At 52.3% G+C, this 26,830-nt stretch carries 30 protein-coding genes and 1 pseudogene; 13 read left to right on the forward strand and 18 right to left on the reverse strand.

Annotated features, from left to right (window positions below; all coding sequences use genetic code 11):
- Positions 1-2 precede the first annotated feature (2 nt).
- Entirely contained in the window at positions 3-848 is an 846-nt protein-coding gene (locus tag LH51_RS14415) for an AAA family ATPase (RefSeq protein WP_036523424.1), read from the reverse strand.
- Positions 849-1,023: 175 nt separating this feature from the next.
- Between LH51_RS14415 and LH51_RS14420 the strand changes: the two genes are divergently transcribed.
- Positions 1,024-2,103 (forward strand): NAD(P)-dependent alcohol dehydrogenase, encoded by a 1,080-nt coding sequence (locus LH51_RS14420; protein WP_036523345.1) that lies wholly within the window; start codon positions 1,024-1,026, stop codon positions 2,101-2,103.
- Positions 2,104-2,136: 33 nt separating this feature from the next.
- On the opposite strand, the gene LH51_RS14425 is transcribed toward LH51_RS14420, so the two are convergent.
- From LH51_RS14425 to LH51_RS14470, 11 genes are read right to left on the reverse strand one after another with little or no spacing between them, the layout of a single operon-like run.
- A complete protein-coding gene (locus LH51_RS14425; protein ID WP_052063815.1) occupies positions 2,137-3,816 on the reverse strand; it encodes a complex I subunit 5 family protein in 1,680 nt (559 codons plus the stop codon).
- A 10-nt stretch (positions 3,817-3,826) separates the two neighbouring features.
- Complete coding sequence (locus LH51_RS14430) at positions 3,827-5,323, reverse strand: proton-conducting transporter transmembrane domain-containing protein (RefSeq protein WP_036523348.1); 1,497 nt, start codon at positions 5,321-5,323, stop codon at positions 3,827-3,829.
- Complete coding sequence (locus LH51_RS21565) at positions 5,320-5,784, reverse strand: proton-conducting transporter transmembrane domain-containing protein (protein ID WP_200882013.1); 465 nt, start codon at positions 5,782-5,784, stop codon at positions 5,320-5,322. Before LH51_RS21565 ends, LH51_RS14430 begins: the two co-directional genes overlap by 4 nt.
- Positions 5,727-6,782 carry a complex I subunit 5 family protein gene (locus LH51_RS14435; RefSeq protein WP_200882014.1) on the reverse strand — a complete coding sequence of 352 codons (1,056 nt, stop codon included), beginning with the start codon at positions 6,780-6,782 and terminating at the stop codon, positions 5,727-5,729. The genes LH51_RS21565 and LH51_RS14435 overlap by 58 nt, the downstream gene beginning before the upstream one ends.
- The gene (locus LH51_RS14440) at positions 6,779-7,084 is read right to left on the reverse strand and encodes an NADH-quinone oxidoreductase subunit K (protein ID WP_036523351.1); all 306 of its coding nucleotides are present in this window, start codon (positions 7,082-7,084) and stop codon (positions 6,779-6,781) included. Before LH51_RS14440 ends, LH51_RS14435 begins: the two co-directional genes overlap by 4 nt.
- A complete protein-coding gene (locus tag LH51_RS14445) occupies positions 7,074-8,030 on the reverse strand; it encodes a hydrogenase subunit MbhD domain-containing protein (protein WP_036523354.1) in 957 nt (318 codons plus the stop codon). The genes LH51_RS14440 and LH51_RS14445 overlap by 11 nt, the downstream gene beginning before the upstream one ends.
- Positions 8,023-8,364, reverse strand: a complete 342-nt coding sequence (gene mnhG / locus LH51_RS14450) for a monovalent cation/H(+) antiporter subunit G (protein ID WP_036523357.1) — start codon at positions 8,362-8,364, stop codon at positions 8,023-8,025. Before mnhG ends, LH51_RS14445 begins: the two co-directional genes overlap by 8 nt.
- A complete protein-coding gene (locus LH51_RS14455; RefSeq protein WP_036523360.1) occupies positions 8,361-8,639 on the reverse strand; it encodes a monovalent cation/H+ antiporter complex subunit F in 279 nt (92 codons plus the stop codon). Before LH51_RS14455 ends, mnhG begins: the two co-directional genes overlap by 4 nt.
- The gene (locus tag LH51_RS14460) at positions 8,636-9,139 is read right to left on the reverse strand and encodes a Na+/H+ antiporter subunit E (RefSeq protein WP_052063816.1); all 504 of its coding nucleotides are present in this window, start codon (positions 9,137-9,139) and stop codon (positions 8,636-8,638) included. The genes LH51_RS14455 and LH51_RS14460 overlap by 4 nt, the downstream gene beginning before the upstream one ends.
- A 20-nt stretch (positions 9,140-9,159) precedes the next feature.
- Entirely contained in the window at positions 9,160-10,062 is a 903-nt protein-coding gene (locus LH51_RS19455; RefSeq protein ID WP_052063817.1) for a ChaN family lipoprotein, read from the reverse strand.
- Complete coding sequence (locus LH51_RS14470) at positions 10,062-10,388, reverse strand: hypothetical protein (RefSeq protein ID WP_036523363.1); 327 nt, start codon at positions 10,386-10,388, stop codon at positions 10,062-10,064. Before LH51_RS14470 ends, LH51_RS19455 begins: the two co-directional genes overlap by 1 nt.
- Before the next feature lie 107 nt (positions 10,389-10,495).
- Here LH51_RS14470 and parC point away from each other — a divergent pair.
- Positions 10,496-12,773 (forward strand): annotated as a pseudogene (gene parC / locus LH51_RS14475) (DNA topoisomerase IV subunit A).
- 18 nt (positions 12,774-12,791) lie between these two features.
- Here parC and LH51_RS14480 read toward each other — a convergent pair.
- The 3 genes from LH51_RS14480 to LH51_RS14490 all read right to left on the reverse strand — a co-directional run bounded on the left by LH51_RS14480 (position 12,792) and on the right by LH51_RS14490 (position 14,421).
- Complete coding sequence (locus LH51_RS14480; RefSeq protein ID WP_052063818.1) at positions 12,792-13,613, reverse strand: hypothetical protein; 822 nt, start codon at positions 13,611-13,613, stop codon at positions 12,792-12,794.
- 146 nt (positions 13,614-13,759) lie between these two features.
- Positions 13,760-14,056 (reverse strand): hypothetical protein, encoded by a 297-nt coding sequence (locus LH51_RS14485; RefSeq protein ID WP_036523366.1) that lies wholly within the window; start codon positions 14,054-14,056, stop codon positions 13,760-13,762.
- Positions 14,057-14,085: 29 nt separating this feature from the next.
- On the reverse strand, positions 14,086-14,421 hold the full coding sequence (locus tag LH51_RS14490; RefSeq protein ID WP_036523369.1) for a hypothetical protein: 336 nt from the start codon (positions 14,419-14,421) through the stop codon (positions 14,086-14,088).
- 165 nt (positions 14,422-14,586) lie between these two features.
- On the opposite strand from LH51_RS14490, the gene LH51_RS14495 reads away from it, so the two are divergent.
- The 11 genes from LH51_RS14495 (at position 14,587) to lipA (ending at position 24,524) form a co-directional block, all read left to right on the forward strand.
- Positions 14,587-15,843 carry a glutamate-5-semialdehyde dehydrogenase gene (locus LH51_RS14495; RefSeq protein ID WP_036523371.1) on the forward strand — a complete coding sequence of 419 codons (1,257 nt, stop codon included), beginning with the start codon at positions 14,587-14,589 and terminating at the stop codon, positions 15,841-15,843.
- Between the two features lie 3 nt (positions 15,844-15,846).
- Positions 15,847-16,506 carry a nicotinate-nucleotide adenylyltransferase gene (gene nadD, locus LH51_RS14500; protein WP_036523374.1) on the forward strand — a complete coding sequence of 220 codons (660 nt, stop codon included), beginning with the start codon at positions 15,847-15,849 and terminating at the stop codon, positions 16,504-16,506.
- A 7-nt stretch (positions 16,507-16,513) separates the two neighbouring features.
- Positions 16,514-16,861: a ribosome silencing factor gene (rsfS, locus tag LH51_RS14505; protein ID WP_036523377.1), complete on the forward strand. Its 348-nt coding sequence runs from the start codon at positions 16,514-16,516 to the stop codon at positions 16,859-16,861.
- A gap of 2 nt (positions 16,862-16,863) precedes the next feature.
- Entirely contained in the window at positions 16,864-17,331 is a 468-nt protein-coding gene (gene rlmH, locus LH51_RS14510; RefSeq protein ID WP_036523380.1) for a 23S rRNA (pseudouridine(1915)-N(3))-methyltransferase RlmH, read from the forward strand.
- Positions 17,332-17,340: 9 nt separating this feature from the next.
- A complete protein-coding gene (gene mrdA / locus LH51_RS14515; RefSeq protein ID WP_036523383.1) occupies positions 17,341-19,230 on the forward strand; it encodes a penicillin-binding protein 2 in 1,890 nt (629 codons plus the stop codon).
- Entirely contained in the window at positions 19,223-20,365 is a 1,143-nt protein-coding gene (rodA, locus tag LH51_RS14520; RefSeq protein ID WP_036523385.1) for a rod shape-determining protein RodA, read from the forward strand. Before mrdA ends, rodA begins: the two co-directional genes overlap by 8 nt.
- Positions 20,366-20,591: 226 nt before the next feature.
- A complete protein-coding gene (locus tag LH51_RS24415) occupies positions 20,592-21,356 on the forward strand; it encodes a septal ring lytic transglycosylase RlpA family protein (protein WP_327125247.1) in 765 nt (254 codons plus the stop codon).
- Positions 21,357-21,441: 85 nt separating this feature from the next.
- On the forward strand, positions 21,442-22,599 hold the full coding sequence (locus LH51_RS14530) for a D-alanyl-D-alanine carboxypeptidase family protein (protein ID WP_036523387.1): 1,158 nt from the start codon (positions 21,442-21,444) through the stop codon (positions 22,597-22,599).
- A gap of 19 nt (positions 22,600-22,618) precedes the next feature.
- A complete protein-coding gene (locus LH51_RS14535; protein ID WP_036523389.1) occupies positions 22,619-22,894 on the forward strand; it encodes a YbeD family protein in 276 nt (91 codons plus the stop codon).
- Positions 22,895-22,956: 62 nt separating this feature from the next.
- Positions 22,957-23,541 (forward strand): lipoyl(octanoyl) transferase LipB, encoded by a 585-nt coding sequence (lipB, locus tag LH51_RS14540; protein ID WP_081960839.1) that lies wholly within the window; start codon positions 22,957-22,959, stop codon positions 23,539-23,541.
- A gap of 8 nt (positions 23,542-23,549) precedes the next feature.
- Complete coding sequence (gene lipA, locus LH51_RS14545) at positions 23,550-24,524, forward strand: lipoyl synthase (RefSeq protein ID WP_036523393.1); 975 nt, start codon at positions 23,550-23,552, stop codon at positions 24,522-24,524.
- 55 nt (positions 24,525-24,579) lie between these two features.
- On the opposite strand, the gene LH51_RS14550 is transcribed toward lipA, so the two are convergent.
- Genes LH51_RS14550 through LH51_RS24420 form a run of 3 tightly spaced genes read right to left on the reverse strand, consistent with a single transcriptional unit; the run spans position 24,580 to position 26,822 of the window.
- Positions 24,580-24,966 carry a CBS domain-containing protein gene (locus LH51_RS14550; RefSeq protein ID WP_036523395.1) on the reverse strand — a complete coding sequence of 129 codons (387 nt, stop codon included), beginning with the start codon at positions 24,964-24,966 and terminating at the stop codon, positions 24,580-24,582.
- A gap of 15 nt (positions 24,967-24,981) precedes the next feature.
- Complete coding sequence (locus tag LH51_RS14555) at positions 24,982-25,335, reverse strand: P-II family nitrogen regulator (RefSeq protein WP_036523397.1); 354 nt, start codon at positions 25,333-25,335, stop codon at positions 24,982-24,984.
- Positions 25,332-26,822: a DUF1538 domain-containing protein gene (locus LH51_RS24420; protein WP_036523399.1), complete on the reverse strand. Its 1,491-nt coding sequence runs from the start codon at positions 26,820-26,822 to the stop codon at positions 25,332-25,334. The genes LH51_RS14555 and LH51_RS24420 overlap by 4 nt, the downstream gene beginning before the upstream one ends.
- Positions 26,823-26,830: the final 8 nt, after the last annotated feature.

Genomic DNA, 26,830 nt, shown 5'->3' on the forward strand with positions numbered 1-26,830 from the left:
GATCAGCGCTGCTGGCGCCGGATCATAAACGCCAGGCGCTCTAGCAGACTGGCGTCCTGTTCATTCTTGATCAACGCGCCACAAAGGGGTGGAACCGCTGATGCACTGTCTTTTTCCAGCAGTACTTCGCGAGCCAGGTTGTCGGCCATCAGCAATTTGAGCCAGTCAACCAGCTCCGAGGTGCTGGGCTTTTTCTTTAATCCGGAAATATCCCGCAGGTCATAAAATACCTCCAGGGCTTTCTCAACCAGTTGTTTCTGAATGGCAGGAAAGTGCACCTCAATAATCTGGCGCATGGTGTCCTGGTCGGGAAAGCGAATATAGTGAAAAAAGCAGCGCCGCAGAAATGCATCCGGCAGCTCTTTTTCATTATTGGAGGTGATAATCACCAGTGGACGGTGCGTGGCTTTGATCTGTTGTTGGGTTTCATAAACATAGAACTCCATGCGGTCGAGTTCCAGTAACAGGTCATTGGGAAATTCAATATCGGCCTTGTCCACTTCATCGATCAGCAGCACGGCAGGCTGGTCACTGGTAAAGGCTTGCCAGAGTTTGCCAGGGACTATGTAGTTGCTGATGTCATGCACCTTATCATGGCCCAGCTGTGAATCGCGCAGGCGTGACACCGCATCGTATTCGTACAGCCCCTGTTGTGCTTTGGTGGTGGATTTAACATGCCAGGTGTATAGCGGCATATCCAGCGCTGCCGCCACTTCTTCGGCCAGCAGGGTTTTGCCTGTGCCCGGCTCACCCTTGATCAGCAGGGGGCGCTGCAAGGTAAGCGCGGCATTCACCGCCATTTGCAGTTCGTTTGTCGCGACGTAGCGTTCGGTACCTTTGAATTGCATCAGTGTCTCTTCCATTCAGATCCATCAACTCGAACAGTCAGTGTACTGCGTGTCTGCCTGTGGCTCAAACACTGTTCACTGGGGCTGAATGGCAGAGTTGAGGGCCATGATCTACAGTTAAGATGATTAATAAAAACCTTATAAAAAGGATTGCTAAATTTAAGGAGATACAGAGATGGCGATGATGATGAAAGCGGCAGTGTTCGTTGAACCCGGCCGAATCGAAATAGACGATAAACCGGTACCGGAAATTGGCCCGAATGATGCGCTGATCCGGGTGACTACTACAACCATTTGTGGCACAGATGTGCATATTCTTAAAGGGGAATATCCGGTTGCCAAGGGGTTAACTATCGGGCATGAACCGGTGGGTGTGATTGAAAAACTGGGTATGAATGTACAGGGTTACCAGGAAGGGCAGCGTGTCATAGCCGGTGCTATCTGCCCGAGCTTTACCTCCTATGCTTGTCAGGATGGTTGTTCGTCACAGGATGGCGGCAGTCACTCGCATGGATACAAACCCATGGGTGGCTGGCGTTTCGGTAACACCATTGATGGTGCACAAGCTGAATACCTGTTGGTGCCGGATGCGCAGGCCAATCTGTCACCTGTGCCGGATGGACTGACCGATGAACAGGTGCTGATGTGTCCGGATATCATGTCAACCGGTTTTGCTGGCGCTGAAGCGGCCAATATTCGTATTGGTGACACCGTGGCTATATTTGCTCAGGGGCCGATAGGGCTGTGTGCTACAGCGGGTGCGAAACTGCGTGGGGCCAGCCGTATTATTGTCGTGGATGGTATCGATGAGCGTCTGACAATAGCGAAGCAGATGGGCGCTGACATCACACTGGATTTTCGTAAAGTCGATGTGGTGTCTGAAATTCTCAAGCTAACTAACGGTCGAGGCGTGGATGCCTCCATTGAAGCGCTGGGTTTGCAGTCAACCTTCGAAGCTGCTTTGCGGGTGCTCAAACCAGGCGGTACGTTGTCCAGCCTGGGGGTGTATTCCAGTGATCTGTCGATTCCTCTGGATGCTTTCTGTGCCGGGCTGGGTGATCACAAGATCATTACCTCTCTCTGTCCGGGGGGCAAGGAGCGTATGCGCCGTCTGATGGATGTGATTGCCTCCGGGCGTGTGGATCTTGGACCGATGGTGACACACCGCTATAAGCTGGAAAACATCACTGAAGCCTATGATCTGTTTTCACACCAGCGTGATGGGGTGTTGAAGGTAGCGATTCAGGCCAGTTGAAGCCAGAGCGGCAGGCTGGTTTCCAGTCTGCCGCTAAGCTGTCACTACCATGATCAGTGTTGCCAGTATGACTACAGCAGCGAATAACCAGGTGATCTGACTTTTTGCCAGTTGTTCGGGCAGAGGCTGATTGTAGAGGGTTTTCAATGCGTCCAAACCAGCTAGCCAGGTGGGTAACACCGGTACTGGACTCAGTTGCTTAAATCTTTGCCACAGCAGCGTTATTCCACGCTCCAGAAGCACCACTAAATCACCCTGTGGCAATCGCCAGGCGGGTCCCTTGTGACTGATCAGCCAGCCAATAGCCAGTGTGATTGCCGGTACCCAAAGCAGCGCAGTATAAGCCAGAGGTTGTTGGTAGAGTGGTGTCATCTGCAGGGTACCCGCCAGAATTTGCGGTGTCAGGGCGCTGGCTAACACAGTAGCTGCAAACCCCAGTTGCATGCGTTTATCAGCCTGCTCAGGCTGATGGCTGCGTTGTTGCCAGAGTAGCCACAGAAAACGCAGCATCAGCGCCGTGGTAGCCAAAGCGCTGAGGGTCAGGCTAGTGATCAACCAGCCAGGTAGCCCGTCTTGATAAAGTTGCGCTTTCAGCAGTAACTTGACTTGCGCACCGCTACTAAAGACCCCGATCAGTGACAGGGCTGGCAGTAGCATTCCCAGGCCCAGCAAGAACACCGGGATGCCTTGGTATGCATCCTTAAAGCTGACCGATAAAAACAACGCACCTTTGGTCAAGGCATGGTGCAGGGCATAGAACGCCAGTACCGGCAGCAGCATGGTTGTCAGGTCGGGGAGAATAAACAGGCAACCCAGCGACAGGATCATGATGCCCATCTGACTGATACTGGAGTAGGCCAGAACGGCTTTGGGTGCCGCTTGCATCACACCCATCAGTCCACCGCCAAACGCTGCAAGCAAACCGACAAAAATGATTATCAACCCCCAGGTGGGTTCCTGCATATAACCTAGCGGCAACAAACTGAGCCAGGCAAACAGTCCGGCTTTAATCATGGCGCCACTGAGTACGGCACTGGCGGGGGTGGGGGCAACCGGGTGAGCCAGCGGCAGCCAGAAATGCAGCAAGGGAATGCCAGCTTTAACCCCGAATCCACAGAACAGGCAGAAAACAATCAGCCCGGCATTGGCTGATTCGGCAATCGCTGCGGCTATATCAGCCGATAACAGTGAGGTGTGTCCCGTTGCGGCACTGCCCAGGAATAAACCAGTAAGAATCAGCATTTCTCCCATTAGCGCCATAATCAGGTAGATTCTGCCTGCGCGCAGGGCGCTGCGGTCCTGTTGATGAATCACCAGCCCGTAAGCGGCAAAGGTCATCAGCGCGAAAAAGGTATAGAAGCTAATGATATCTGCACTGATCAGCAGACCCAGATTGCCCGTTAACGTTAACAGCCAGAGTAACCAAAAACGTCCGGCGGCTGGGTCTTTGCGCAGATAGCCCAATCCATACACTGCACTCAACAGCCATAGCAGGCTGGTAAAGGTTAAAAAAGTATTACTGATAGGTAAAGTATGCCAGACACTGCCAAGTAACAGGCTGATATATCCAGTTGGGTTACAGGCATAAAACTGAGCAACAGCGCTGGTAAGGGGGCTATGCAGGCCGCATAGCCAGCCAGCGGCCGCCACTTCGGCAGGCACCAGCTCAGTGCCAGCAGCAGCGGAAACAGGGGCGTTAACACAACGAGCCACTGAGGCAGGGTCATGGTAAATACTCCCGTAGCGTGATCAACTCGGCCCAACTGAGAGGGCTGAGAGAAGACCCTGCAAATAACCCCGCCGACAGACTTAGCCCGGCTGTCACCAGTGTGGGAATCAGCAACCAGGGGGTGGTGTCACGCCAGCCGACGATCATTTCATCGGGCCAGTCGCCCTGCTGTGGGCTGAACCAGATACGTTTAAGTACCGGCAGGAAATAGGCAGCATTGAGTAAGCTGCTCCCGACCAGGACAAAAATAATCCACGGCATGCCCGCATTTAACGCCCCGGTACCCAGATACCACTTGCTGACAAAGCCGGCTACCGGCGGGATGCCGATCATACCCAGCGCACCGATGGTAAAGGCTGCACTGGTCATTGGCATGCGTTTACCGACGCCATCCAACTCATGGATTTTATGAATCCCCAGCGTCTCGGCATAGTTGCCGGCACAGAAAAACAGCGTGACTTTCATTAGCCCCTGATGCAGTAGATGCACCAGCCCTCCGATAGTGCCCAGTGGGCCGAACAGGCTAATACCCAGGATGATATAAGCCACCTGGCTGACAGTGGAAAAGGCCAGACGTTTTTTGATATCGATCTGCTGCAGGGCCCGCCAGGAGCCGTAAAGAATGGTAAAGGCGGCCAGCAGCGTCAGTGGCCAGAGCAAGCCTTGTTGCCAGGACAACTCTATCCCGTAAATATCATAGACCACCCGGATAATGCCAAACGCACCGGCTTTTACCACAGCGACCGCATGCAGCAGCGCACTAACCGGTGCGGGTGCGACCATGGCCGTAGGGAGCCAGCCATGGAAAGGAAACAGGGCTGCCTTGACGCTCAGCCCGGCAATCAACAGAGCAAAAATCAGTGTCGTCCAGCCTGGCCAGGTAGCCATTAAGGCGGCGGTTTTTTCGGTCTCACCGAAAGGAATATCGCCACCGAGCGCATAAAGAGCAGCCACACCGATCAGTAACACAACACCACCACTGAGAGTGTAAATCAGATAGGTGCGCCCGGCGGCTAAGGCGGCTGTGGTACCCCGGTGAACCACCAGCGGGTAGGTGGACAGTGTCAGAAGTTCATAAAATATCAGAAAGGTGAACAGGTTGCCTGCCAGTGATATACCCATGGTACTGGCAACGCAGAGACTGAAGTAGCCGAAAAAGCGGCTGCGATTCGGTGAGTTTTCCAGATAGCCTATGGCGTAGATGGTGGTAAATAACCACAGCACTGAAGACAAGCCAGCAAACAGCATCGCCAGTGCATCCGCACGCAATACCATGGATAGCCCAGGCAACACCTCCAGGCTGATCTCTGGGGTGTGCTGTTGTAAGACAAAGTAAATCAGCAGCGAGATTAACCCCAGCTTTAGAATGGCGGCAGCCAGGTTAAGAATGCTACGTGTTCGATGTTGCTGCTCCGGCAGAATGAAGATGGCCATAGCCGCTATAAATGATGTCATCAGCACCGCCAGTGGCAGGATATTGATCCAGTTCATGGCAGTGCCTCCCGGAGGGGGCCGGGCAGACTGATCAATTCCAGAGGGAGTACTGCCACAAAGCCCAGCAGAATACTGCTGACGGATAAAGCTAATGCAATCAGCTCAAGTGATAAAGCGGGTCTGGCAAAGGTATCACCTTCACCTGTTTCCCGGTAAGTGTAGGCGAACACACGAAAAATATACGCTGCAGAGAGTAAGCTGCCGAGTAGCATCACTGCAACCCACCACCATTGCTGTGACATCAGACTGCTTTGCAACAGCAGCCATTTGGCACTGAACCCACCGCTGGGCGGCAGCCCCATGATGCTGACGCCAGCCAGACCGAAAGCAAAAATATTCAACGGGCGATAGCGACTCATACCCGCCAGCGCGCTCAGTTCCGGTTTGCCGGTACAAAAAATCAGATTGCCAGCCGCCAGAAACATACCCGCCTTGGCCAGTGCATGCGCCAGCAGCATGAGTATGCCCCTTGATAAGCCATCAACGTAGCTTGCGGGTAGTTGGCCGTTAGCAGTGGAAACATCAGCAGCATATAACCTATCTGTGCCAGTGTAGAGTAGGCAATAACCAGCTTCAGTTGCTGTTGGCGCAAAGCCATCCAGCCACCCCATAGAATCGCACCACTGCCAAATACACCCAGTAGTTGTGATAGAGCAGGCATCTGGCGATAGATATCCAGCTCTATCCATAAGCGCAACAGGATATACAAGGATGCTTTGATAACCAGAGCAGATAAAAGCGCACTCACCGGTGTCAGCGCACCGCCATGTGCCGGAGGTAACCAGGTGTGCAAGGGAAAGACGGCCGTCTTGAGCATCAATCCCGCCAGGATTAACGCTATGGCCACCTGAGACGTTGCACCTGCCTGCCAGTGAGCCGCTAATCCATCCAGTGCCAGCGTGCCATGTGAGCCATAGAGCAGGGCGACACCCAATAGATAGCCCATAGAGCCAAGCAGTGCGGCATAAAGATAGCGGATGGCGGCTTCCAGGGATTTATCATCGGCGGCAAAGGCTACTAACCCGACAGCAGATAAGGTCAGCAATTCCAGGCCAACATACAAGTTGAAACTATCCGCTGCCAGCCAGATACCATTGAGTGACGCCCAGAGAAACCAGAAAAGTGGCCAGAAGTTAGCCAGTTTCTCAAGCGTCAGGTATTGCTGGGCATACAGGGCGCACAGCATGCCGACCAGCGTGCTCATGAGTACAAACAGGGTGGCAAGGCCATCGGCACGTAAGGCAATACCCAGCGGGGCTTGCCAGTCTCCCATGGCATAAGTCACTGGGCCGGCATTTTGAACCAGTAGTAACAATGATACTGCCGCCGTCAGTTGCGACAAGATACCCAGCAGTGACGCGGCTGAACGCAGTCGTTCAGGTAACAGCATCGTCAGGACCGCACCGGCCAGCGGTATAATCAGTAACCAGGGAATCGGGGAATGCATCAGACTCATAGCCTGTCATCCTCGGGTAACTGCGTGGTGTTTTTTAGTTGAAACCAGCGCCGGATCAGGACCAGCGCCAGTGCCGTTGCCGCTACCGCAACAACGATGCCGGTCAGGACCAGCGCCTGCGGCACCGGGTCAGCTTCGCCCCGACCCTGTTGAGCAAAGCCTACCAGTACGAGAAAGGTGCCACTGCCTAACTGATTGAATGCGATCAGTCGTCGTAACAGGTGGCGGTGATAGATAAAACCGAATAAGCCCAAACCACACAGGCCGATTCCCCCCAAGGTAAAGATCAGGTCACTGCTCATGGGTCTTCTCCCGATCACTTGGATTGGCTGGCGCATTGGCCAGAGTAAACAGGCTTAACAGGATCAGTCCGATAGACAGGGTGAGGGTTAACTCGATAATCAGAATCAGCAATCCGGCCGCTGATTCCGGGTAGGTCAAGAAGGGGCGGCCACCGATCATGGAACTGGTGGCAACTGCAAGAAATACACTGAATCCCAGTACCAGCCCAAGTCTCATCAGCTGGTGGCTAAGGTGTGCGGACAAACGAATGCCAGCGAGGTGCAGCAGAATAAAGGCAGCGGCCAGTATAGCGCCCGCTTGAAATGCACCGCCAGGACGGTCAGCACCGGCCCAAAGCAAATAAGCCGAGGTCATCAGCATGGCGGGAATGAGCAGGGCTAAGCTGGCATGCAATAGTGGGTTGGGTAAGCCGGGCAGACTATCGGGTTCCGAGTGGCGTGACTTTAATGTCAGTCCGACCAGTATTGCCAACACCAGCACGCCGATTTCCAATAGCGTATCGTAACTGCGGAAATTGAGTAGTATGGCTGTGATAGGGTGGTCTACACCACTATCAGGCATGGCCTGGGCGACTTGTGTATGCAGTGCTACCTGCATGCCGGGTTGTTGCCAGACAGCCCAGACAAGTACACCCACCAATGCCAGCGCTGCACTCATGGCTAGCCAGAATCGAGGATGATTCAAGTGGATGTGGCCAGGGTGAAGGTTGCCGGTTTTTTTCAGGTGTCCCAGCGTATCGAGCAACAGTACGCCGGTGATACCAGCACCAATCGCGGCTTCGGCCAGAGCAATATCCGGGGCATTGAGCCTGATCCAGGCTAGTGACAGTAATAGGCCCAATAAAATAAAAAATACCACTGCCCGAAATAGACTTCGGCTCATAAGACTGATCAGTGCTACCGACCAAAAACTCAGCACCAGTGTCCAGTCGATCAACTCATTCATCGGTACAGCCCTGACTGGTCTGTTTATCAGCTTCTCCCGGCTGCCGGGTGGCAACTCCTTGAGCCTGTGCTTCCCAAGCCACCAAGTGGCCACTGAGAGCACCTGCCAGCATGATCAATAGCCATATAAAAAGAAGCTTAAGTGTCAGGGCCAAGGAAAACGTGCTTGGTATCAGTCCCAGTATGATTAACCCCAGGCCAAGGTTATCTGCTTTGGTCAATGCGTGGATGCGCGTGTAGGTGTCAGGAAAACGTACCAGCCCGATGGAGCCAACAATAAACATCAGGGCGCCACTGATCAGTAATAGAGCCTGTAGCAGTGTAGTGATGCTCATTCTGACTTTTCCTGAGAGGATGACGCTTTCCAGACTCGGCTGACAAAGGCTACCGCCGCCAGCATGGCCAGTAAGGCCAGAATCAGTGCGGTATCTCGTGCGGCATTCAGTTGTTGAAGTTCGGCCAGTACCAGCAGTATGGCCACACCTGTGGTGCCGAACAACTGGGCGGCTAGCAGTCGGTCAGCCAGTCGTGGTCCCTTGAGGATGCGTATTGAACCGATCAGCAGCGAGATCATAAGCAGAATGAGAGTAATCAGATAAATACTGGTCATTCTGACTCCCTTGCAGGTAACAGGCGGGCTATATGACTTTCCAGTTGGCGTAAGCTCTTGTGTGTGATGTCGGCTGCATCCAGAGAGTGAATCAGTAGTCCGTCAGATCCGGAGCGTACACTCAGTGTGCCGGGCATCAGGCTCAGGCTACTCATCAAGAGCCAACGCGGCAAACCCTCCAGTGAGGTTTCAAATGGCAGCATAATAGAAACCAGTGGCAGGCGAGGTGACAGGGTGCGTCTGGCGATGTCGATTCCCGCAATCAACGAGGTAGTGAGAAAGTACAGCAGAAATCTGGGTAAGGCCGGTAGCCAGAACCGATGATTTCCAGGCGTACTCAGACAAAAGCTAACAGAGACACCCAGGACAACGGCCGGAAGTCCGATCATCCAGCTACTTGGGTCTCCCTCCGTCAGTGCCCACCAGAACCCGCCAGCCAGAATCAAGCGCCAGAAGAGTGCCATAGGGTTATTGCGGATGTTGAGTATCACCTTTGCCATAGTGGGTTCATCCTGACGAGTTACCGAAATGCTGCACAGTGATCTTGATCAGGCATTGCAGGAGTAAAGAGTAGCAAATCTGCGCTGAATTCCCCAGTTGTGTAGCCTGGATAGATGTCAGGCAGGTAGTGGTAAGGTTCAGCTTGCGCCTCCAGCGGAACCATAATCAAGCTGGTTGATTGGAGTGTCTCCGGCAACCAGCGCACAACGCCGGTGTCTTTGCGGGTATGCTGAGCCCCTGCAATCAATACATTGATTTTGTCTGCCTGTGTGTTGACCCGCATGCGGTGGGCCATTTGCTGATCCCGTGCCAGTTGTACTTGCAGCATCTGTATCAGGTTGGTGCGCGGTAATTGCTCACAATGGCTGGTATAGATCAGCTCCATCATATAGCGGGTGTGCGCTGTGTCCAGGTAACCCTCACTGGCACCTTGCTGGTAAGCCTGCATCTGTGCTGTTCGCGGCAGATCAGCGGCAACTACTCGGTCAGCCTGATCCAGTGCAAACCGCAGTTGTGCCGCATAGCGCTCCCAGGGCCAGCCAGCAGACCAGTTGAGTGCTTCGGCTGTCACGCTGTCTCCGCGGCCGCTCCATTCATCAATCAAGGGTTGCTGATCTGCGTTGGCCATTTCAAAGGCCACGCTACCAAGGCGGTTATGCTCAGCCAGGTGGGTTAAAATTTGCAGCTGTAGTTGATGATGATCAGGATGGTCATGCTGTTCTCCCAGTAGTAGCCAACTGCCCTCTGGCAGACTGCTCAGGAAGTTATCCAGATCAATAAACACCTGTGGTTCGCTATGCCAGAGTTTCCCCGCCAACGGGTGACTAACCTGATCAGGTGCCAGCCAACGAATGTCAGCCAGCGCTGCGGTGGAAAATAGCAGAGCCAACCCGAATAACAGTCTTTGCCCTGGTCTGTGCATTAAAGTTTTCCTTTGGGCTTAACATCCAGATAATCGCGCAGAATAACGGTTTCCAGTGCATTCACGGCCATTACCAACTCATCGAAGGTTTCTCTGCACTGCTTGAGTTGTTTGATCTGATCCGTGGAAGGGACCGAATCAGGGGAGAGTTTAGCAATTTCCAGTAGCTCAGCGATGTAGGTTCCCCGAGTGTGCGCCACCATGGACAAGAGTGGTTTCAAGTCTTCCAGACTGAGTTCCGGAATCATCGGGTTGATGATTTCGCGATTGATTTCACGGCGAAATTTTTCCAGTTCCAGCATCAGGCGGTTATTTGTGACAGTCATCGGACTTTCCTCCAGGGTAGTGATAGCCTTATTATGGTAACAGGGTTGCAATTGTGAAGCCTGTTTGTTGATATTTACGGAAAAAACCGACTCTTAGCGGAAATCTAATGCCAATAGAAACCACATTTAACGGTGAAACCGAAAGTTTACCCCTGCGCACTTTCAGTGAGAAAGCTTATCTGGATTATTCCATGTATGTCATTCTGGATCGTGCCCTGCCGCATATAGGCGATGGTATGAAACCGGTGCAGCGACGCATCATCTATGCGATGTCAGAGCTGGGGTTGAAAGCAACTGCCAAACACAAAAAGTCGGCGCGTACCGTCGGTGACGTATTGGGTAAGTTCCATCCGCATGGTGACTCGGCCTGTTATGAAGCGATGGTGTTGATGGCACAGCCCTTCAGCTACCGTTACCCGCTGGTGGATGGGCAGGGTAACTGGGGGTCGCCGGATGATCCCAAGTCGTTTGCCGCAATGCGTTACACTGAGTCACGCCTGTCTCCCTATGCTGAAGTGCTGCTGAAAGAGCTGGGGCAGGGTACGGTAACCTGGCAGCCTAACTTTGACGGTACGCTGGATGAGCCTGAATTCCTCCCGGCTCGACTGCCGAATGTATTGTTAAATGGCGGTACAGGTATCGCTGTGGGCATGGCAACCGATATTCCGCCGCATAATCTGCGTGAAGTGGCGGCGGCGTGTGTGTACCTGCTGGATCACCCGCAAGCGAGCGTTGATCAGCTCTGCGATATTATTCCGGGCCCGGATATGCCTACTGAGGCCGAAATTGTTACCCCGAAAGCTGATCTGGAAAAGCTATACTGCAGCGGGCGTGGTTCGCTGAAAATGCGTGCTGTTTACACCCGTGAAGACGGTGATATTGTCATTACGGCACTGCCCTATCAGGTGTCGGGTAACAAAGTGCTGGAGCAGATAGCCGCACAGATGCAGCAGAAAAAACTGCCGATGGTCAGTGATCTGCGGGATGAGTCGGATCACGAAAACCCAACGCGTCTGGTTATCGTGCCGCGCTCCAACCGTATCGACGCCGAACAGCTTATGGCGCACCTGTTTGCCTCAACGGACCTGGAGCGCAGCTACCGCGTCAATATGAATATGATCGGTATTGATGGGCGTCCTCAAGTGAAGGATCTGCGCCAGATACTCACCGAATGGCTCAGCTGGCGCACCGAAGTGGTACGTCGCCGACTGACGCACCGGTTGCAGAAGGTCATGGATCGTCTGCATATTCTTGAAGGCTTGATGATCGCTTACCTCAATATTGATGAGGTGATCCGGATTATTCGCGAAGAAGATAATCCCAAGCAAGAGATGATCGCGCGCTTTGGCATCACGGCGATTCAGGCCGATGCGATTCTGGATCTGAAGCTGCGCCATCTGGCCAAACTTGAAGAGTTCAAAATACGCACCGAGCAGAATGAACTGGATGAGGAGCGTAAGTATCTGGAAGAAACACTGGGATCAGCCGATCTGATGCGCAAATTGATTCGCCAGGAGATTGAAGAAACCGCGGAAGAGTTTGGTGATGCGCGCCGCTCACCGCTGGTGCAGCGTGAAGAGGCTCAGGCATTCAGTGAAAAAGACCTGCTGTCGGCCGATCCGGTCACGGTGGTGCTGTCCAAGCAGGGCTGGATCAGAGCGGCCAGAGGGCATGATATCGATGCAACTGGTCTGAGCTACAAGTCGGGAGATGCGTTTAAGCTGGCGTGTCCCGGGCGTATGAATCAACCGACCATTTTGCTGGATTCCACCGGACGCAGTTATACCCTGGATACCCATACCCTGCCTTCTGCCCGGGGACAGGGTGAGCCGGTGACCGGTAAGCTGTCGCTGCCAAAAAGGGGCCAGTATTGATGGCATGATCTGTGCGGCTGAGCGTGAGCGTGTATTGCTGGCGTCTGATGCGGGTTATGGTTTTATTACCTCTATCGCCGATTTGAGCAGTAAAACTAAAAACGGTAAAGCCGCGTTGAGTCTGCCGAAAAATGCGCGGGTTCTCAGTCCGGTGAAAGTCAGTGACCTGCAGCAGGATATACTTGCGGCAGTGACCAGTGACGGGCGGATGCTGGTGTTCCCTGTCAGTGAGCTACCTGAACTTGGCAAAGGCAAGGGCAATAAAATCCTGAATATTCCCTCCGTACGTGCCGCGGCTCATGAAGAGTTGTTGGTTGCGGTAGCCATCCTGTCACCGGGTGATCTGTTGCAGATTAACTCGGGACGTCAGCACCTGAAACTTAAAGCCGCTGATCTGGAGCACTACCGGGGTGAGCGCGGACGTCGGGGTAACAAGCTACCGCGTGGTTATCAGCGTGTGGATGGTTTGCAGGTGATTAAAGCCACTGGAGATGATGCCAGCGCCAGCTAGCCCTTTGATCATAAATGCTCAAGAGGATTCACGCTGGCTGAGTTTGATCATCAGGTGGCGTGACTGTTTTTCCAACAGATCCTGATAGGATTTACTGATCTGCAGTACCAGCACTTTGTCCTCATCTTCGCGGCGGATGCTGGCGCCCTCGAGTAGCGTGCGTTTCAGGTCCGGTGCTTCGGTCAGAGCAGTGTGGCTGATCAGCTCGTTACTCTGGGTGGAGCGTGTCAGGAAACGCGCCTCTTCCAGCAGTCGCTCCAGCTTATCAGCCTTACCGCGTACCAGAGCCATGTGCAGGTTCATCACTGGACGGAATTGGCGGATGCGTGACTGGTTATACTGTTTATATAGGTGGGTGAACAGCATGGCTGCGCACATGGCATTCACACCGTGGGTGTCGTCTGCCTGGGGCTGATCAAAAATCATCTGCAGGTCCGCGTTACTCGCTTTGGTCACGCGGCCGTTATAAATCACAGCAACCGAGTTAGCCAGCGTGCGGTAAGTTTTCAGCAGAGCTTGATGTTCCTCTTCCTCTACCAGTTCAGAGTGGGCACTGGTGGCATCGATCAGTAACAGATAGCCCGCGTCTTCAGCGGGTAACATGAGTTCCAAATCCTGTTCAAACGCATACAGGTTTAGTTGTTCCTCCTCATCATCCAGTGCACTCAGTAGCGGGTTATTACGCAGACGGGGTTCTTCAGCAGCCGGCGCAGGTTCTTGCTCCTCCAGCTCAACATAGTCTGTGTCATCCCGATCATCAACGTCGCGCATCTGCCCAGCTGCTGCTGGTGTGAAGCGGGGCATAGAGCCACGCTCGCGTTCGGGCTTGAGTAGTGACACCAGTTCCTGATCATTAAGCTCTTCCTCACGCGCGCTGAGGCTGAGAAAAATATTGTCTGCCGTGCTGGGTTTGTCGCGCTCGGCTATAAAGGTATCTTGCGTAACGGGTTTGGCTTGAGCGGGTTGAGCTTGAGGCGTCTCGGATTTTACGACTGCAGGCAGCTCCAGATCATCGATTTCATCCGGGTCAAGAACAGGCAGACTGTCTGAGCCTCGTCTGCTTCCTGGATTGTCTGCATCACATCGTCAAAGCGCTGCTCGTCAGGGGCGGGTGCCTGCGCTGTATCGTCGGCTGTTGTTGTATTGGGTGGGCGTAAGGCTAGCCAGACACCGAACAGCATCAGTACCAGGGTAGCCGTGGCTGTCATCAGGATAATTAACTGCTGTCGTTGCAGTAATGCCAGCAAGGGCGTGGGGTCAGCCCATACCGTCAGTTCACCCAATGGCTCCTCATTACGTAGCAGCGGAACTGTCAGTGAGCGGCCTTGGTGTTGGCCGCTGATGCCAAGGACTGTACCTGATTGTCAGTCAGGCGCATGCCACGGATCATAGGCTGGTTGGCCAACTCACTCAGCAGGTAATTCAGACTGATTCTGTCTTCGCTCATGACCAATGGCTTGAGCAGTAGTGCAGCACTTTCAGCTAAAGCGCCACTACTTAGTAGAGCTTCCTCTTCAGAGATGCGCTGGTTATCCATCTGAATTAACAGCAGGGTGGTAATTAGCCCAAGCAAAAATGCCAGAAGAACGGCCAGCATGGGACGCAATCGGCGTGGAGTCTTGTCGGTATTGAGTGGCACTGTTTGCATAGCAGAATGGCTTCCGGAAAGACCTCATAATGAGCTGTGAATCATACCAGTTCGTGGCCAGTAGTCACACTGAGGAATGGATACTTTGATGATTGACTGAAATGCGAATGACCCCCGCTTCCTGGCAGGCTATAATGTATCTTTTATGCGTTACGGAACAGCTTGATGAATACACAAGAGTATATGCGTGAGTTGGGCCAGCAGGCTCGTCAGGCCGCTCGTCAGATGGCCAGTGCTGACACAGGGCAAAAAAACCGGGCGTTGCTGGCAATGGCGCGTGCTTTGGATGCGGCACGAGCGCAGCTGGTGCAAGCCAATGCTGAGGATATGCAGGCCGGGCGGGCCAAAGGTCTGGATGCAGCCATGCTGGATCGACTGGAACTGACGCCAGCGCGTATCGATAGCATGATTGAAGGCTTGCATCAGGTGGCAGCTCTGGCTGATCCGGTTGGCGGCATCACTGCGATGAATTACCGACCCTCCGGTATTCAGGTGGGTAAAATGCGCGTGCCTTTGGGCGTTATCGGCATTATTTATGAATCACGTCCAAACGTTACCGCCGAAGCCGCCAGTCTGTGTATCAAATCCGGTAATGCGACTATCCTGCGTGGTGGCTCTGAAGCGCTGAAATCCAATCAGGCCATCGCTACCTGCATTATCAGTGGGTTGCGCGAAGCCGGTTTGCCGGAAACGGCTGTGCAGGTTGTTGCTACCACGGACCGTGATGCCGTGGGTCAGTTAATTACCATGCCTGACTATGTTGATGTGATTGTACCGCGCGGTGGTAAGGGATTAATTGAACGTATTGCCCGGGATGCGCGTGTGCCGGTGATTAAGCATCTGGATGGTGTCTGCCATGTATACATCGATAAGGATGCTGATAAGGTCAAAGCCATCAATATTGCTCTGAATGCGAAAACCCACCGCTATGGCACCTGCAATACTATGGAAACGTTGTTGGTGCATAGCAAACAGGCAGCGGCTGTATTACCGGATCTGGCCGAGCGTTATCAAGCCTCTGGAGTAGAGTTGCGCGGCTGTGCTGAAACACTGAAGCTGCTGCCGCTGATTAAAGCTGCTGAAGAGAGTGACTGGTCTACGGAGTATTTGGCACCGGTATTGGCCATTAAGGTTGTCAGCGATCTTGATGAAGCGATCCAGCATATCAACCGTTACGGCTCACACCATACCGATGCAATCGTTACGGAAAACTATACCGATGCGCGGATGTTTTTGCGTGCGGTAGACTCCAGTTCGGTGATGGTGAATGCATCCACGCGTTTTGCTGATGGTTTCGAATATGGTCTGGGTGCGGAGATTGGTATTTCCACTGACAAGATTCATGCACGTGGTCCGGTTGGGCTGGAAGGGCTGACCTCAGAAAAATATGTAGTTCTGGGTGATGGTCATGTGCGGCAGTAGTCAATGCAGATAAACGAACCCTATGTGTTTATGGGCGGCACCTTTGATCCTGTTCATCATGGTCATTTGAGAACGGCGTTGGAAATCCAGCAGTGGTTACAGGTTAGTCAGGTATCCCTGATTCCATCTGGTGAACCTGTGCATCGTGAGCAGCCTGGGTGTTCAGCTGAGCACCGTTTGGCCATGGTGACACTGGCAGTAGCCGATGCTGCCAGCCTGCATGTGGATGAACGGGAGGTGAGCTCTTCGGAGCCTTCATTCTCTGCACTTACGCTGACTTCGCTGCGCAATGAATTAGGGCCACAGCGTCCGATTTGTATGGTCATGGGTATGGATGCCTATTTAACCCTGCCGCAATGGAAAGACTGGCATACTTTTTTATCACTCTGTCATATCATTGCGGTCGCACGTCCTGGCTATCAGTATCAGCCGGTCGCACAGATGGATGAATTTACCCGGCTACATGCCGCTGAATCGCCACTTGTGCTGACAGAAAAACCCTGTGGCAGTGTGCTAATTCATGAATTGACCCCGCTGGGAATCTCGGCAACACAGATACGTGAACTGATTGGGCAAGGCCATTCGCCGCGCTATCTGTTGCCTGATCAGGTGTGGGAATATATTAAACAACATCAGCTTTACAGCTATAAACGAGGTAAATAGATTAGTGATGCAAACTGAGCAACTGATCAAAAAAGTGCAGAGCATATTGGACGATATGAAGGCGAAGGATCTGGTTATCCTGGATGTCACTGGAAAATCCAGCGTCACAGACTTCATGTTGATCGCCAGTGGAACATCTCGCCGTCATGTGGTTTCCATGGCGGGTGAGGTCCTGGAAAAGGTGAAAGCTGAAGGCGTACAGCCTATCGGTAGCGAAGGCCAGGAAAGTGGTGACTGGATTCTGGTGGATTTAGGTGATCTGGTGGTGCACCTGATGATGCCGGATGCACGCAGCTTTTATGACCTGGAGCGCCTGTGGCGGCACTCCCCGGAAGATGCTGAAGCGCTTTCCTGATTATGCACATACGTTTGCTGGCAGTGGGTCAGAAAATGCCCAGCTGGGTTGGTGCGGGTTATCAGGAATACAGTAAGCGCTTACCAGCCGATTTTCAGCTGGAGCTGGTAGAACTACCTCTTGGATACAGAGGGAAGGGAGCTGATCCGGCGCGCGCAATGCGTGCCGAAGGCGATGCCATGCTGGCGGCTCTGGGCAAAAATGAACATGTCATTGCGTTAGATGTCCAAGGCAAGCACTGGTCGACAGAGAGCCTTGCCAGCCAGGCAGAAAACTGGCGCATGTCGGGGCGCAATGTCAGTTTGTTGGTGGGTGGACCTGATGGTCTGGATCCACGTTGCCTGCAAGTGGCTGATCAGAAATGGTCGTTGTCAGCCTTGACGCTGCCGCATCCGTTGGTGCGGGTGTTGCTTGCTGAACAGCTCTACCGTGCTTGGACTCTGCTTCAGGGTCATCCCTACCACAAATAACGGGTTATTATGCAGCAGGCGGAAACACTCAAGGATTACAGTCGAGAGGCGCAAACATTCAAGCGTCGTGCTTTGTTGGCCTTCGTCATAGTAGTCCTGGCGTTTATGCTACTGATTGGCCGCGTCTACTTTCTACAAGTGATTGAGTATGAGCGCTACGCTGCGATCTCAGACCGTAACCGCATACAGCTGCAGCCTGTGGCTCCACGGCGCGGGCTGATTTATGACCGGCAGGGTGTTTTGCTGGCTGACAACCAACCAACGTTTAGTGTCACGCTGTTGCGTGAAGAAATCCGTGATATGGATGAAACGCTGGCAGCGCTGGCTGAGCTGATTGAAATCAGTGAGCGTGATGTCGAGCGTTTCCGCGTGCGCTTACAGCAACGCCGGCGTCCTTACGAGTCGGTTCCCTTGCGTTTTCGGCTGACGGAAGAAGAAATTGCAAAAATTTCAGTAAATTATCATATGTTACCCGGCGTGCAGGTTGAGGCGGATCTGATCCGTTATTATCCTTATGGTGAATCACTTGCGCATGTGGTTGGTTATGTGGGGCGGATTAACGAGCGTGATCTGCAAACGCTCGATCCGGTGAAATACGCCGGCACTAATTACCTGGGTAAACTGGGAGTTGAGCGTTTCTATGAGCCTATCTTGCACGGTAATGTTGGCTCGCGGAAGGTTGAAACCAATGCCCGTGGTCGGGTGTTGCGTATTCTGGAGCAAAATGATCCGGCGCCGGGGGCGGATATTAAACTTAGCCTGGATCTGCGCCTGCAGCAGTTCACTGAAAAGTTACTCGAAGGGAGACGGGCATCCGTCGTCGCTCTGGATCCAAAAACCGGCGGCATTCTGGCCCTGGTCAGTACACCGGCCTACGACCCAAATCTGTTTGTTATGGGTATATCGAATACAGATTACGATGCCTTGCGTGATGATGTTGACCTGCCGTTGTTCAACCGTGCAGTGCGGGGTGGTTATCCGCCGGGCTCAACGATTAAACCCATTATGGCGCTGGCAGCAATCGATTCGGGAAGCGTCAGTCCAGATTATACCATCTGGGACCCTGGCTATTATCAGATTACACCCGGTGGGCGGCGCTATCGTGACTGGCGTCGCGGCGGGCATGGACGCGTAAACATGAACCTGGCCATCGCTCAGTCAGTCGACACCTGGTTTTATGATGTGGGCCACCGCATGGGGAATGAGCCCATGGCACGCTACATGCGTATGTTCGGATTTGGTGAAATCACTACCCTGGATACACCTGAAGCAATACGCGGGGTCTTGCCTACGGCGGACTGGAAGCGTGGCAGTCTGGGAGAGCCCTGGTACCCGGGGGATTCAGTGAATATGAGTATAGGCCAGGGGTTTGTCGTAGCTACCCCCTTGCAGTTGGCTGTAGCCGCCAATGTGCTGGCTAACCGAGGCAAGTGGCAGCAGCCGCGCTTGCTTATGGGGACTGTTGAAGAAACTGATGCAGGTGAGGTACTGACCTTGCCGGACTTGGTTAATGAGCACCCGGTGCCGGACGACATCAAGGTTAAGAATCCGGAGTTCTGGGATCAGATTATTCAGGGTATGGTAGATGTCATGCATGGGCCAACCGGTACCGCCAGGCGCGTTGGTCAGGGGATGGAGTATAAGATGGCGGGTAAAACCGGTACCGCGCAAGTGGTCGCTATACCGGATGATGGACGCTATAAACCCGAAGAGTTGAGTGAGCGTCATCATGATCATGCTTTATTTATTGCCTTTGCACCGGCTGATGATCCGCAGATTGCCCTTGCTGTCGTGGTCGAAAATGGTGGAGGAGGGTCCAGCGTGGCGGCACCGATTGCGCGTAAAGTAATGGACGCCTGGCTGCTGGATCGCTATGAGCTGGAGGCTGAGGATGAGTAGTCGTGATTTTCAGAGGACTATGCCGGGAGCAAGTACTCACTTTCGGCGATCCCCGGGCTGGTGGAGTTATACCCACTTGGATGCCTGGCTGTTATTGCTGTTGTTGGCTTTGTGCAGTTTTGGCCTGTATGTGCTCTACAGTGCATCCAGCCAGGATATGCTCTATGTGCAGCGTCAGATGATTCGTATGGCGGCTGGTTTTGCGGTGTTAATTTTTTTGGCACAAATCAGACCGCGATCTTTTATGTTGCTGGCACCCTGGCTTTATCTGCTCGGCGTGGGTTTTTTGGTCGCTGTGATGTTGTTTGGTGTATCGGCGAAAGGTGCGCAGCGTTGGATCGCTTTGCCAGGATTTCGGTTTCAACCGTCTGAGTTAATGAAGCTGGTAATTCCGATGGCGATGGCTGCCTTCTTGGTGCGGGATCATCTGCCGCCTAGCTTAAAACGCTTGATGGTTGCTGTGGTCATTTTGGCCATACCGGCCGCCTTGATCATGAAGCAGCCGGATCTTGGTACCAGTTTGCTGATTGCCTGCTCAGGTGTTTTTGTAATTTTGCTCTCGGGTATTTATTGGCGCTATGTAATCGTGGCGTTGGGGTTGATTGGAGCTGCACTGCCTGTGTTTTGGAGCTTTATGAAGCCCTATCAACAGCAGCGTGTATTGACCTTCTTAAACCCTGAAAGTGATCCACTGGGATCGGGTTGGAATATTATCCAATCTAAAACAGCGATAGGTTCGGGTGGCGTTTCAGGCAAGGGCTGGTTACAAGGGACGCAGTCACAGTTAAACTTCTTACCTGAGTCGCATACTGATTTTATTATCGCTGTAATCGGTGAAGAGTTAGGCATTTATGGCATTATTTTTCTGATACTGCTCTATCTGCTGATTATTGCACGCGGTCTTATCATTGCCGCACGAGGCGCTGACAGCTTTTCCAGGTTGTTGGCAGGTAGTGTGACCTTGACATTTTTTGTGTATGTCATGGTAAATATCGGCATGGTTACTGGTTTGTTGCCTGTTGTGGGGGTGCCTTTGCCGATGATTAGCTACGGGGGTACATCAATCGTGACACTCATGGCGGGTTTTGGCATTCTTATGTCTGTCAGTGCGCATTCAAAAGTGCATAGGCATTAATGCTGGAGAATAAGTTTGTCCATATAACCGCAGCTGTATGTAGGGTATGGCTGTGTATTTGCTGAGCCAGGAGGTCCTGATTCAGCGTGCCAATCGCTTATTGAGGTTGCCGATGCGTACAGGGTTTATAAGTTTGTTGCTGGTTATGACCTTGGTGGGTTGTTCTTCCAAACCAAGTCCTCAAGCCCCTTCTACTCAGCCAACAAGTCCGTCTGGACGCTACAGCATGACACATGACAAAGCTCCGGTGAGCCCCCCGGATGTGAGTAAAGTGCCGGATGCCGTGCCTCGCTATGAGCCGTTAAGTCGTGGTGGCAACCGCAGCCCGTATGAAGTGTTTGGTCAGACCTATACGGTGATGCCAAGTGCTGATGGCTATCGGGAAAGTGGTACCGCGTCTTGGTATGGAATGAAGTTTCATGGCCACTTGACCTCTAATGGTGAAGTCTACGATATGTATGAAATGACGGCCGCTCACAAAAGCTTGCCAATTCCCAGTTATGTTCGGGTCACAAATCTGGATAACGGACAAAGTGTCGTTGTCAGAGTCAATGACCGAGGGCCGTTCCATCACGACCGTTTGATTGACCTGTCCTATGCGGCGGCTTACCGTCTGGATATCCTTCAGCGAGGCACCGGGCGGGTTCATGTTGAGGCCATCACGCCGAGTCCATCCGGACAGATGCTGGCTTCAGCAACAGCGGTAAACAGCCGTACACCCGCCGCTTCAACCTCATTAAGAGCTTCGCATGACCGCCGTTACCTGCAAATAGGTGCTTTTGCCAGTGAGGCCGCCGCTCGTAATGTGCAACAGCAGGTTATGCCTTTTGCGACTGGCTTTGGCGTTGGAATTTACACAGCCTACCCCTCTGGTTCGCCGATATATCGTGTTAAGATAGGGCCGCTGAACGTGGGTGAGTCGCTAGACAATCTGATAGCCAGTCTGGCTGGTGCGGGCTTTCATTCTCCCCATCTGGTTGCAGAACCTTAATACTGACAAGATGTTGAACCATGCTTTTTTTTGGAAGTCTATTTGCTGGCCTTCGATGAGTTAACCGAAACGGATATTAAAACCAATGATTACAAGATTTTTGCGTCCTACTCTTCTTGCCCTGTTGTTGAGTCTGCTGGTTTCAGTCCAGGTGCAGGCATCAATGATTCCGGCAGCACCTCAGATAGCGGCACGTTCTTATGTTGTTATGGACGCTGCTACAGGGCAGGTGATCCTGTCTAAAGATGAGCATGAACGCTATCCGCCTGCGAGTCTGGTGAAAATCATGACCAGCTACATCGCTGAGCTGGAGCTGATCAATGGCAACTTGTCTGAAGACGAAATGGTTAATGTCAGTGAAAAAGCCTGGCGTACCGGTGGTTCGCGCATGTTTATTCAGGAAGGCACTCAGGTGAAATTGCTGGACCTGTTACGGGGCATTATCATCTCCTCCGGTAATGATGCGTCTGTTGCCATGGCTGAACATATTGCCGGTAGTGAAATGGCCTTTGCTGATCTGATGAATCAGCATGCGCAACGTCTGGGTATGACCAATACTAACTATGAAAATGCAACCGGCCTACCCTCTGATAACCAGTATTCTTCGGCTCACGACCTGGCATTGCTGGCCCGTGCACTGATCACAGACTCCCAGCAGTATTACCCTATCTACGCCGAAAAACATTTCAATTTCAATGATATACGTCAGCCTAATCGCAATCGCCTGCTGTGGCGTGATGACTCGGTAGACGGTATTAAAACAGGGCATACGGATGAAGCCGGTTATTGTCTGGTATCCTCGGCTGTTCGTGATGGGATGCGCCTGATCAGTGTGGTTATGGGTTCTGCCAGTGAGGAAACCCGTGCTCAGGAAACCCAACAACTGCTGGCTTATACTTACCGTTTTTTTGAAAACACTGAGCTCTACACGGCTGGCCAGTCGATCAGCGAGCAGCGCATTTGGGGGGGGGCGGTCGATAACCTGAATCTGGGTGTGCTTGAGAGTCTTTCCCTGACCCTGCCGCGTGGGCAGAAGGAGAGTCTGGAAGTATTGCTGGACCTGCCGCGTAATATTCAGGCACCAGTCTCTATGGGGGATGCTATAGGTTCGGTGATTGTATCACTGGAGGGCGAAGTGGTTGCAGAGGTTCCGCTGGTCGCTCTGCATGCTGTTGAACCGGGTAGTTTCTTTAAGCGTCTGTGGCACAGTGTATTGCAGTTCTTCATGAATCTGTTCAACTAGAGCTGAGGTGTCTGAGCTTATGACTGATGCACCCGAAGCACCTAAAATCGAATTTCCTTGTGCCGATTACCCGATCAAGGTGGTCGGCAACAATGACAATGACTTTTATGGTTTTGTGGTCGATACCGTAAAAGGCTTTGACCCGGGTCTGGACCTGGAAAAAGTCAGTGTGCAGGATAGCCGTAATGGCCGGTTTCGCTCCGTGCGCCTGAAGATCAAGGCGACGGGGGAAGAGCAGTTGCAAGCGCTGTTTTCCGCTTTGAAAGCCTCTGGCCGCGTGCATATGGTGCTTTAAGCTGTGCCTGACCTGATAGTGCGATCACTTGGCTGCAGCCTTATGAGCCAGTGTGGCAGCAGATGCAAGCTTTTACCGACCAGCGACAGGCCGAAACGCCGGATGAAATCTGGCTATTACAGCACCACCCTGTCTTTACCCAGGGTCAGGCCGGTAAGCCGGAACATCTGCTCAATCCTGGTGATATTCCGGTGGTTAAATCTGATCGTGGCGGTCAAGTTACTTATCACGGTCCTGGGCAGTTAATGGCCTACTTGTTGCTGGATCTGCGCCGCAAAAAGCTGGGTGTCAGGGATGTGGTTTCGCTGATGGAAGAGGCGGTGATTGCGTTACTGGCCGATCATGGGCAGGTAGCGGTGGCACGGGCTGATGCGCCCGGTGTCTATGTGGATGGCTGTAAAATCGCCTCGTTGGGCTTGCGGGTAAGGCGTGGTTGTTCTTTTCATGGTCTGGCGCTGAATGTAGATATGGATCTGCAGCCCTTTACCAGGATCAATCCCTGTGGCTATGCTGGCTTGCAGATGACCCAGTTGCGAAACCTTTGTCCTGACGCTGATATTGACAGCGCGACCAAAAACCTACTAAATTACTTGGTTAAACGACTCGACTATTCGCAGGTTGAGTTGGCTAATCATCTGGAAAGCTGAATACTATTATGTCTGATACTCCTGCAAAACCCGTCCGCGTCGAGCAAGGTGTTAAGCTCCGTGGCGCTGAAAAGATGGCCCGTATTCCGATTAAGGTCATTCCCACTGAAAAGGATGAAATGCCACGTAAGCCTGACTGGCTGCGTGTCAGAATGGGTTCCAATGCAGAAGTAAAGCGGATCAAGGCCAAGCTGCGCAAGCACAAGCTGGCATCCGTGTGTGAAGAGGCCAGCTGCCCTAATCTGGGTGAGTGCTTTAGTCATGGTACTGCCACTTTCATGATTATGGGCGATATCTGTACCCGGCGTTGTCCTTTTTGTGATGTCGCCCATGGTCGCCCCAATGCACTGGCGGAAAATGAGCCGCTGGAACTGGCTGAAGCTATTGCCGATATGGGCTTGCGTTATGTGGTGATCACCTCAGTAGACCGTGATGATCTACGTGATGGTGGCGCCCAGCACTTTGCCGATTGCATTCGTGAAACCCGGCGCCTGGCGACGAATATTCAGATAGAAACCCTGGTGCCGGATTTCCGTGGACGTATGGATATCGCCCTGGATATTTTGCAGCAAACCCCGCCGGATGTGTTTAATCACAACCTCGAGACTGTGCCGCGCCTGTACAAAAAGGTACGTCCTGGGGCTGATTACGCCTGGTCACTGGAGCTGTTAAAGCGCTATAAGGCCTTGCGTCCTGAGATCAGAACCAAGTCCGGTTTGATGGTCGGTGTGGGTGAAACCAATGAAGAGATCATTGAGGTGATGCGGGATCTGCGCGCACATGATGTCAATATGATCACTATCGGCCAGTATCTGCAACCGAGTCGCAATCACCTGCCGGTTGATCGTTTCGTTACCCCGGATGAGTTCGATGAGTTTGGTCGTATTGCCAAATCCCTGGGTTTCAGTCATGTCGCCAGTGGCCCGCTGGTGCGCTCGTCTTACCATGCTGATCTGCAGGCCAAGGGTGAGAAGGTCGGCTAAAACCACCATAAAAACGACCGGTATCTGCGTTAGCTAAATCAGATACCGGTCGCGATTACTCAAGATCGTTCAGTAATGTCTGCACTATATCGTTCATGCATAACAGTCCGACCATGTCGTTATCCTTCAATACCAGAATACGCTTAACCCGACTTGTGATCATCAGTGAAGCGGCGTGTTTTACCGATAGGCTCTGCCCTACTGAAATAACCGGCTTGGCACATACATCATAAACATTGATCAAATCGATATCGCCGCTTTCCGCCACCACCGTTTTGACAATATTGGTATAAGTGATTAAACCATAGGCATCATTGTCATTGGTTTTTTCCACCACCAGTGATTTCAGTTTATGCCGCTTCATCAGGCTCAGTGCGTCACGCAGTGTTGCAAAGGGTGAAACGCATATGACATCGTTCACCATGACATCTTTTACCAGCATGAAATGCCTTCCTTTTTAGAGGTTTTCTTTCAGGTGTTGTTCAAATTTAGCCAGTTGTGACAGATCGATTCCGCCAAGGTGCTCCAATGGCAGGGTAAACACCACGCCGTGGGAGTCATTGTTTTTCTTATCAACAATGAGTGTCTGGATAGATTTCAGAATCTCCAGCGACAAGCCCTTTTCCAATACCATAATAATGATCGATTGACTGCCTTCATAAGTCATGCCAAAGAAGGTTTTTTTCGCATCGCTGCCGATGCCCCTGCCCGATAACAATGTAATGCCACCGGCACCCAGCTCGCGGGCGCCATCAATCACTTTTTGTTCGTAGTCTTCAGAGACGATTGCTGCCAATACAGAAAATTTCATGATTCAGCCCTGTTGAATTTATTCAGCCAGTCAACGGCAATGGCGTAGCACATGACTGTAACGATTGGAAAAATAGACGCAAATGCGATCAAACCAAAGCCATCGATCAATACACTTCGCCCTTCAATATGAGTTGCTAGTCCGATACCCAGAGCGGTTACCAGTGGAACGGTGACCTCTGAGGTGGTTACACCCCCCAGATCAAATGCCAGTGCCACGATGTATTTTGGACACAGCATGGTCAGCAGGATAACCAGTGTGTAGCCGCCAATAATAAAGTAGTGAATCGACCCGCCACTGATTAGTCGGAATACTCCAATTGTAATCCCAACCGCTACCCCGACTGCAACCATGAGACGTATGATATTGCCTTTAATTTTACCTGCAGCGGCTTCTTCGGCCTGTTGACCTACCGCAATTAAAGCGGGTTCAGCCATGGTGGTTGCAAAGCCGATCATGAAGGCAAACAGATAGATATAGCCATAGCTGTTGAGGGTGATGAGCTGCTCCGCCATGCTGCTGCCGATCGGAAAAAGTCCTATCTTCAGTCCAACAACAAAGGCATACAGACCGATGATGACCAACAAGAAACCAAAGGCAATTTTAGGTGGGTTGGATAAGGGCCGTTTTAAGATAATGTATTGAAAAAACAGAATGGTGATCAGGATGGGTAGTACATCCCTGAACATGGTCAACAGGTCCAGCAAGCCCTGTATTATTGAGTTGCCTTTAAGGGTTTCAGTACTTTGCAGTATCAGTTCAGCATTTGTATCTATGTCGTCTGCGGTGTAAACGATAATGCCATAAACCTGTACGCTGATCATCGGCACCATAACCGCCAGTGCGACCAGGCCAAAGCCATCTATCAACGGGTTGCGTCCTCGGATTGAGGATGCCAGTCCTATACCTAAAGCGGCTATCAGTGGGACAGTTACTATGTTGGTAGTCACACCACCGGAATCGTAAGCCAGTCCAACGATCTCTTCCGGCGCGAAAAAAGTGACAGTGACTACGGTGATATAGCCAATAATCATGTACCAGTGAATCGGATGGCCAAAAATAATCCTGAATACCCCCAACGCAATTACCATGCCGACAGACAGGGCAACCAGCAGGCGCAGGGTTAAGGCATCGATACGACCCTTGCTAATCTCCTGAGCCTGTTCCGCTACGGCAATTAAGGCCGGTTCGGCCACTACGGCTGAAAATCCCAAAGCAAAACCAAAACACAGCAAAATGGGTACTGACCCCTTTTTGGCGAACTGGTTGGAGAGGCTTTTGCCGACGGGGAAAATGCTCAGTTCCAGGCCCTGTAGAAAGAGCGCGACGCCAACCGCCACGATTAATAGGCCGAAGGCCATGCTCAGGCTGTTTTCTGGTACTTGTTGCAAAATAGCCAGTTGAAAGAACAGTACGACCACGAGGATCGGTAACAGGTTCTTTAAGGCGTGTAAGAATGCATGCGCAAAACTATTTAGGTACAGCAAGTCAGCCT

This window comes from Nitrincola sp. A-D6 (genome assembly GCF_000764495.1).
Classification (GTDB): domain Bacteria; phylum Pseudomonadota; class Gammaproteobacteria; order Pseudomonadales; family Balneatricaceae; genus Nitrincola.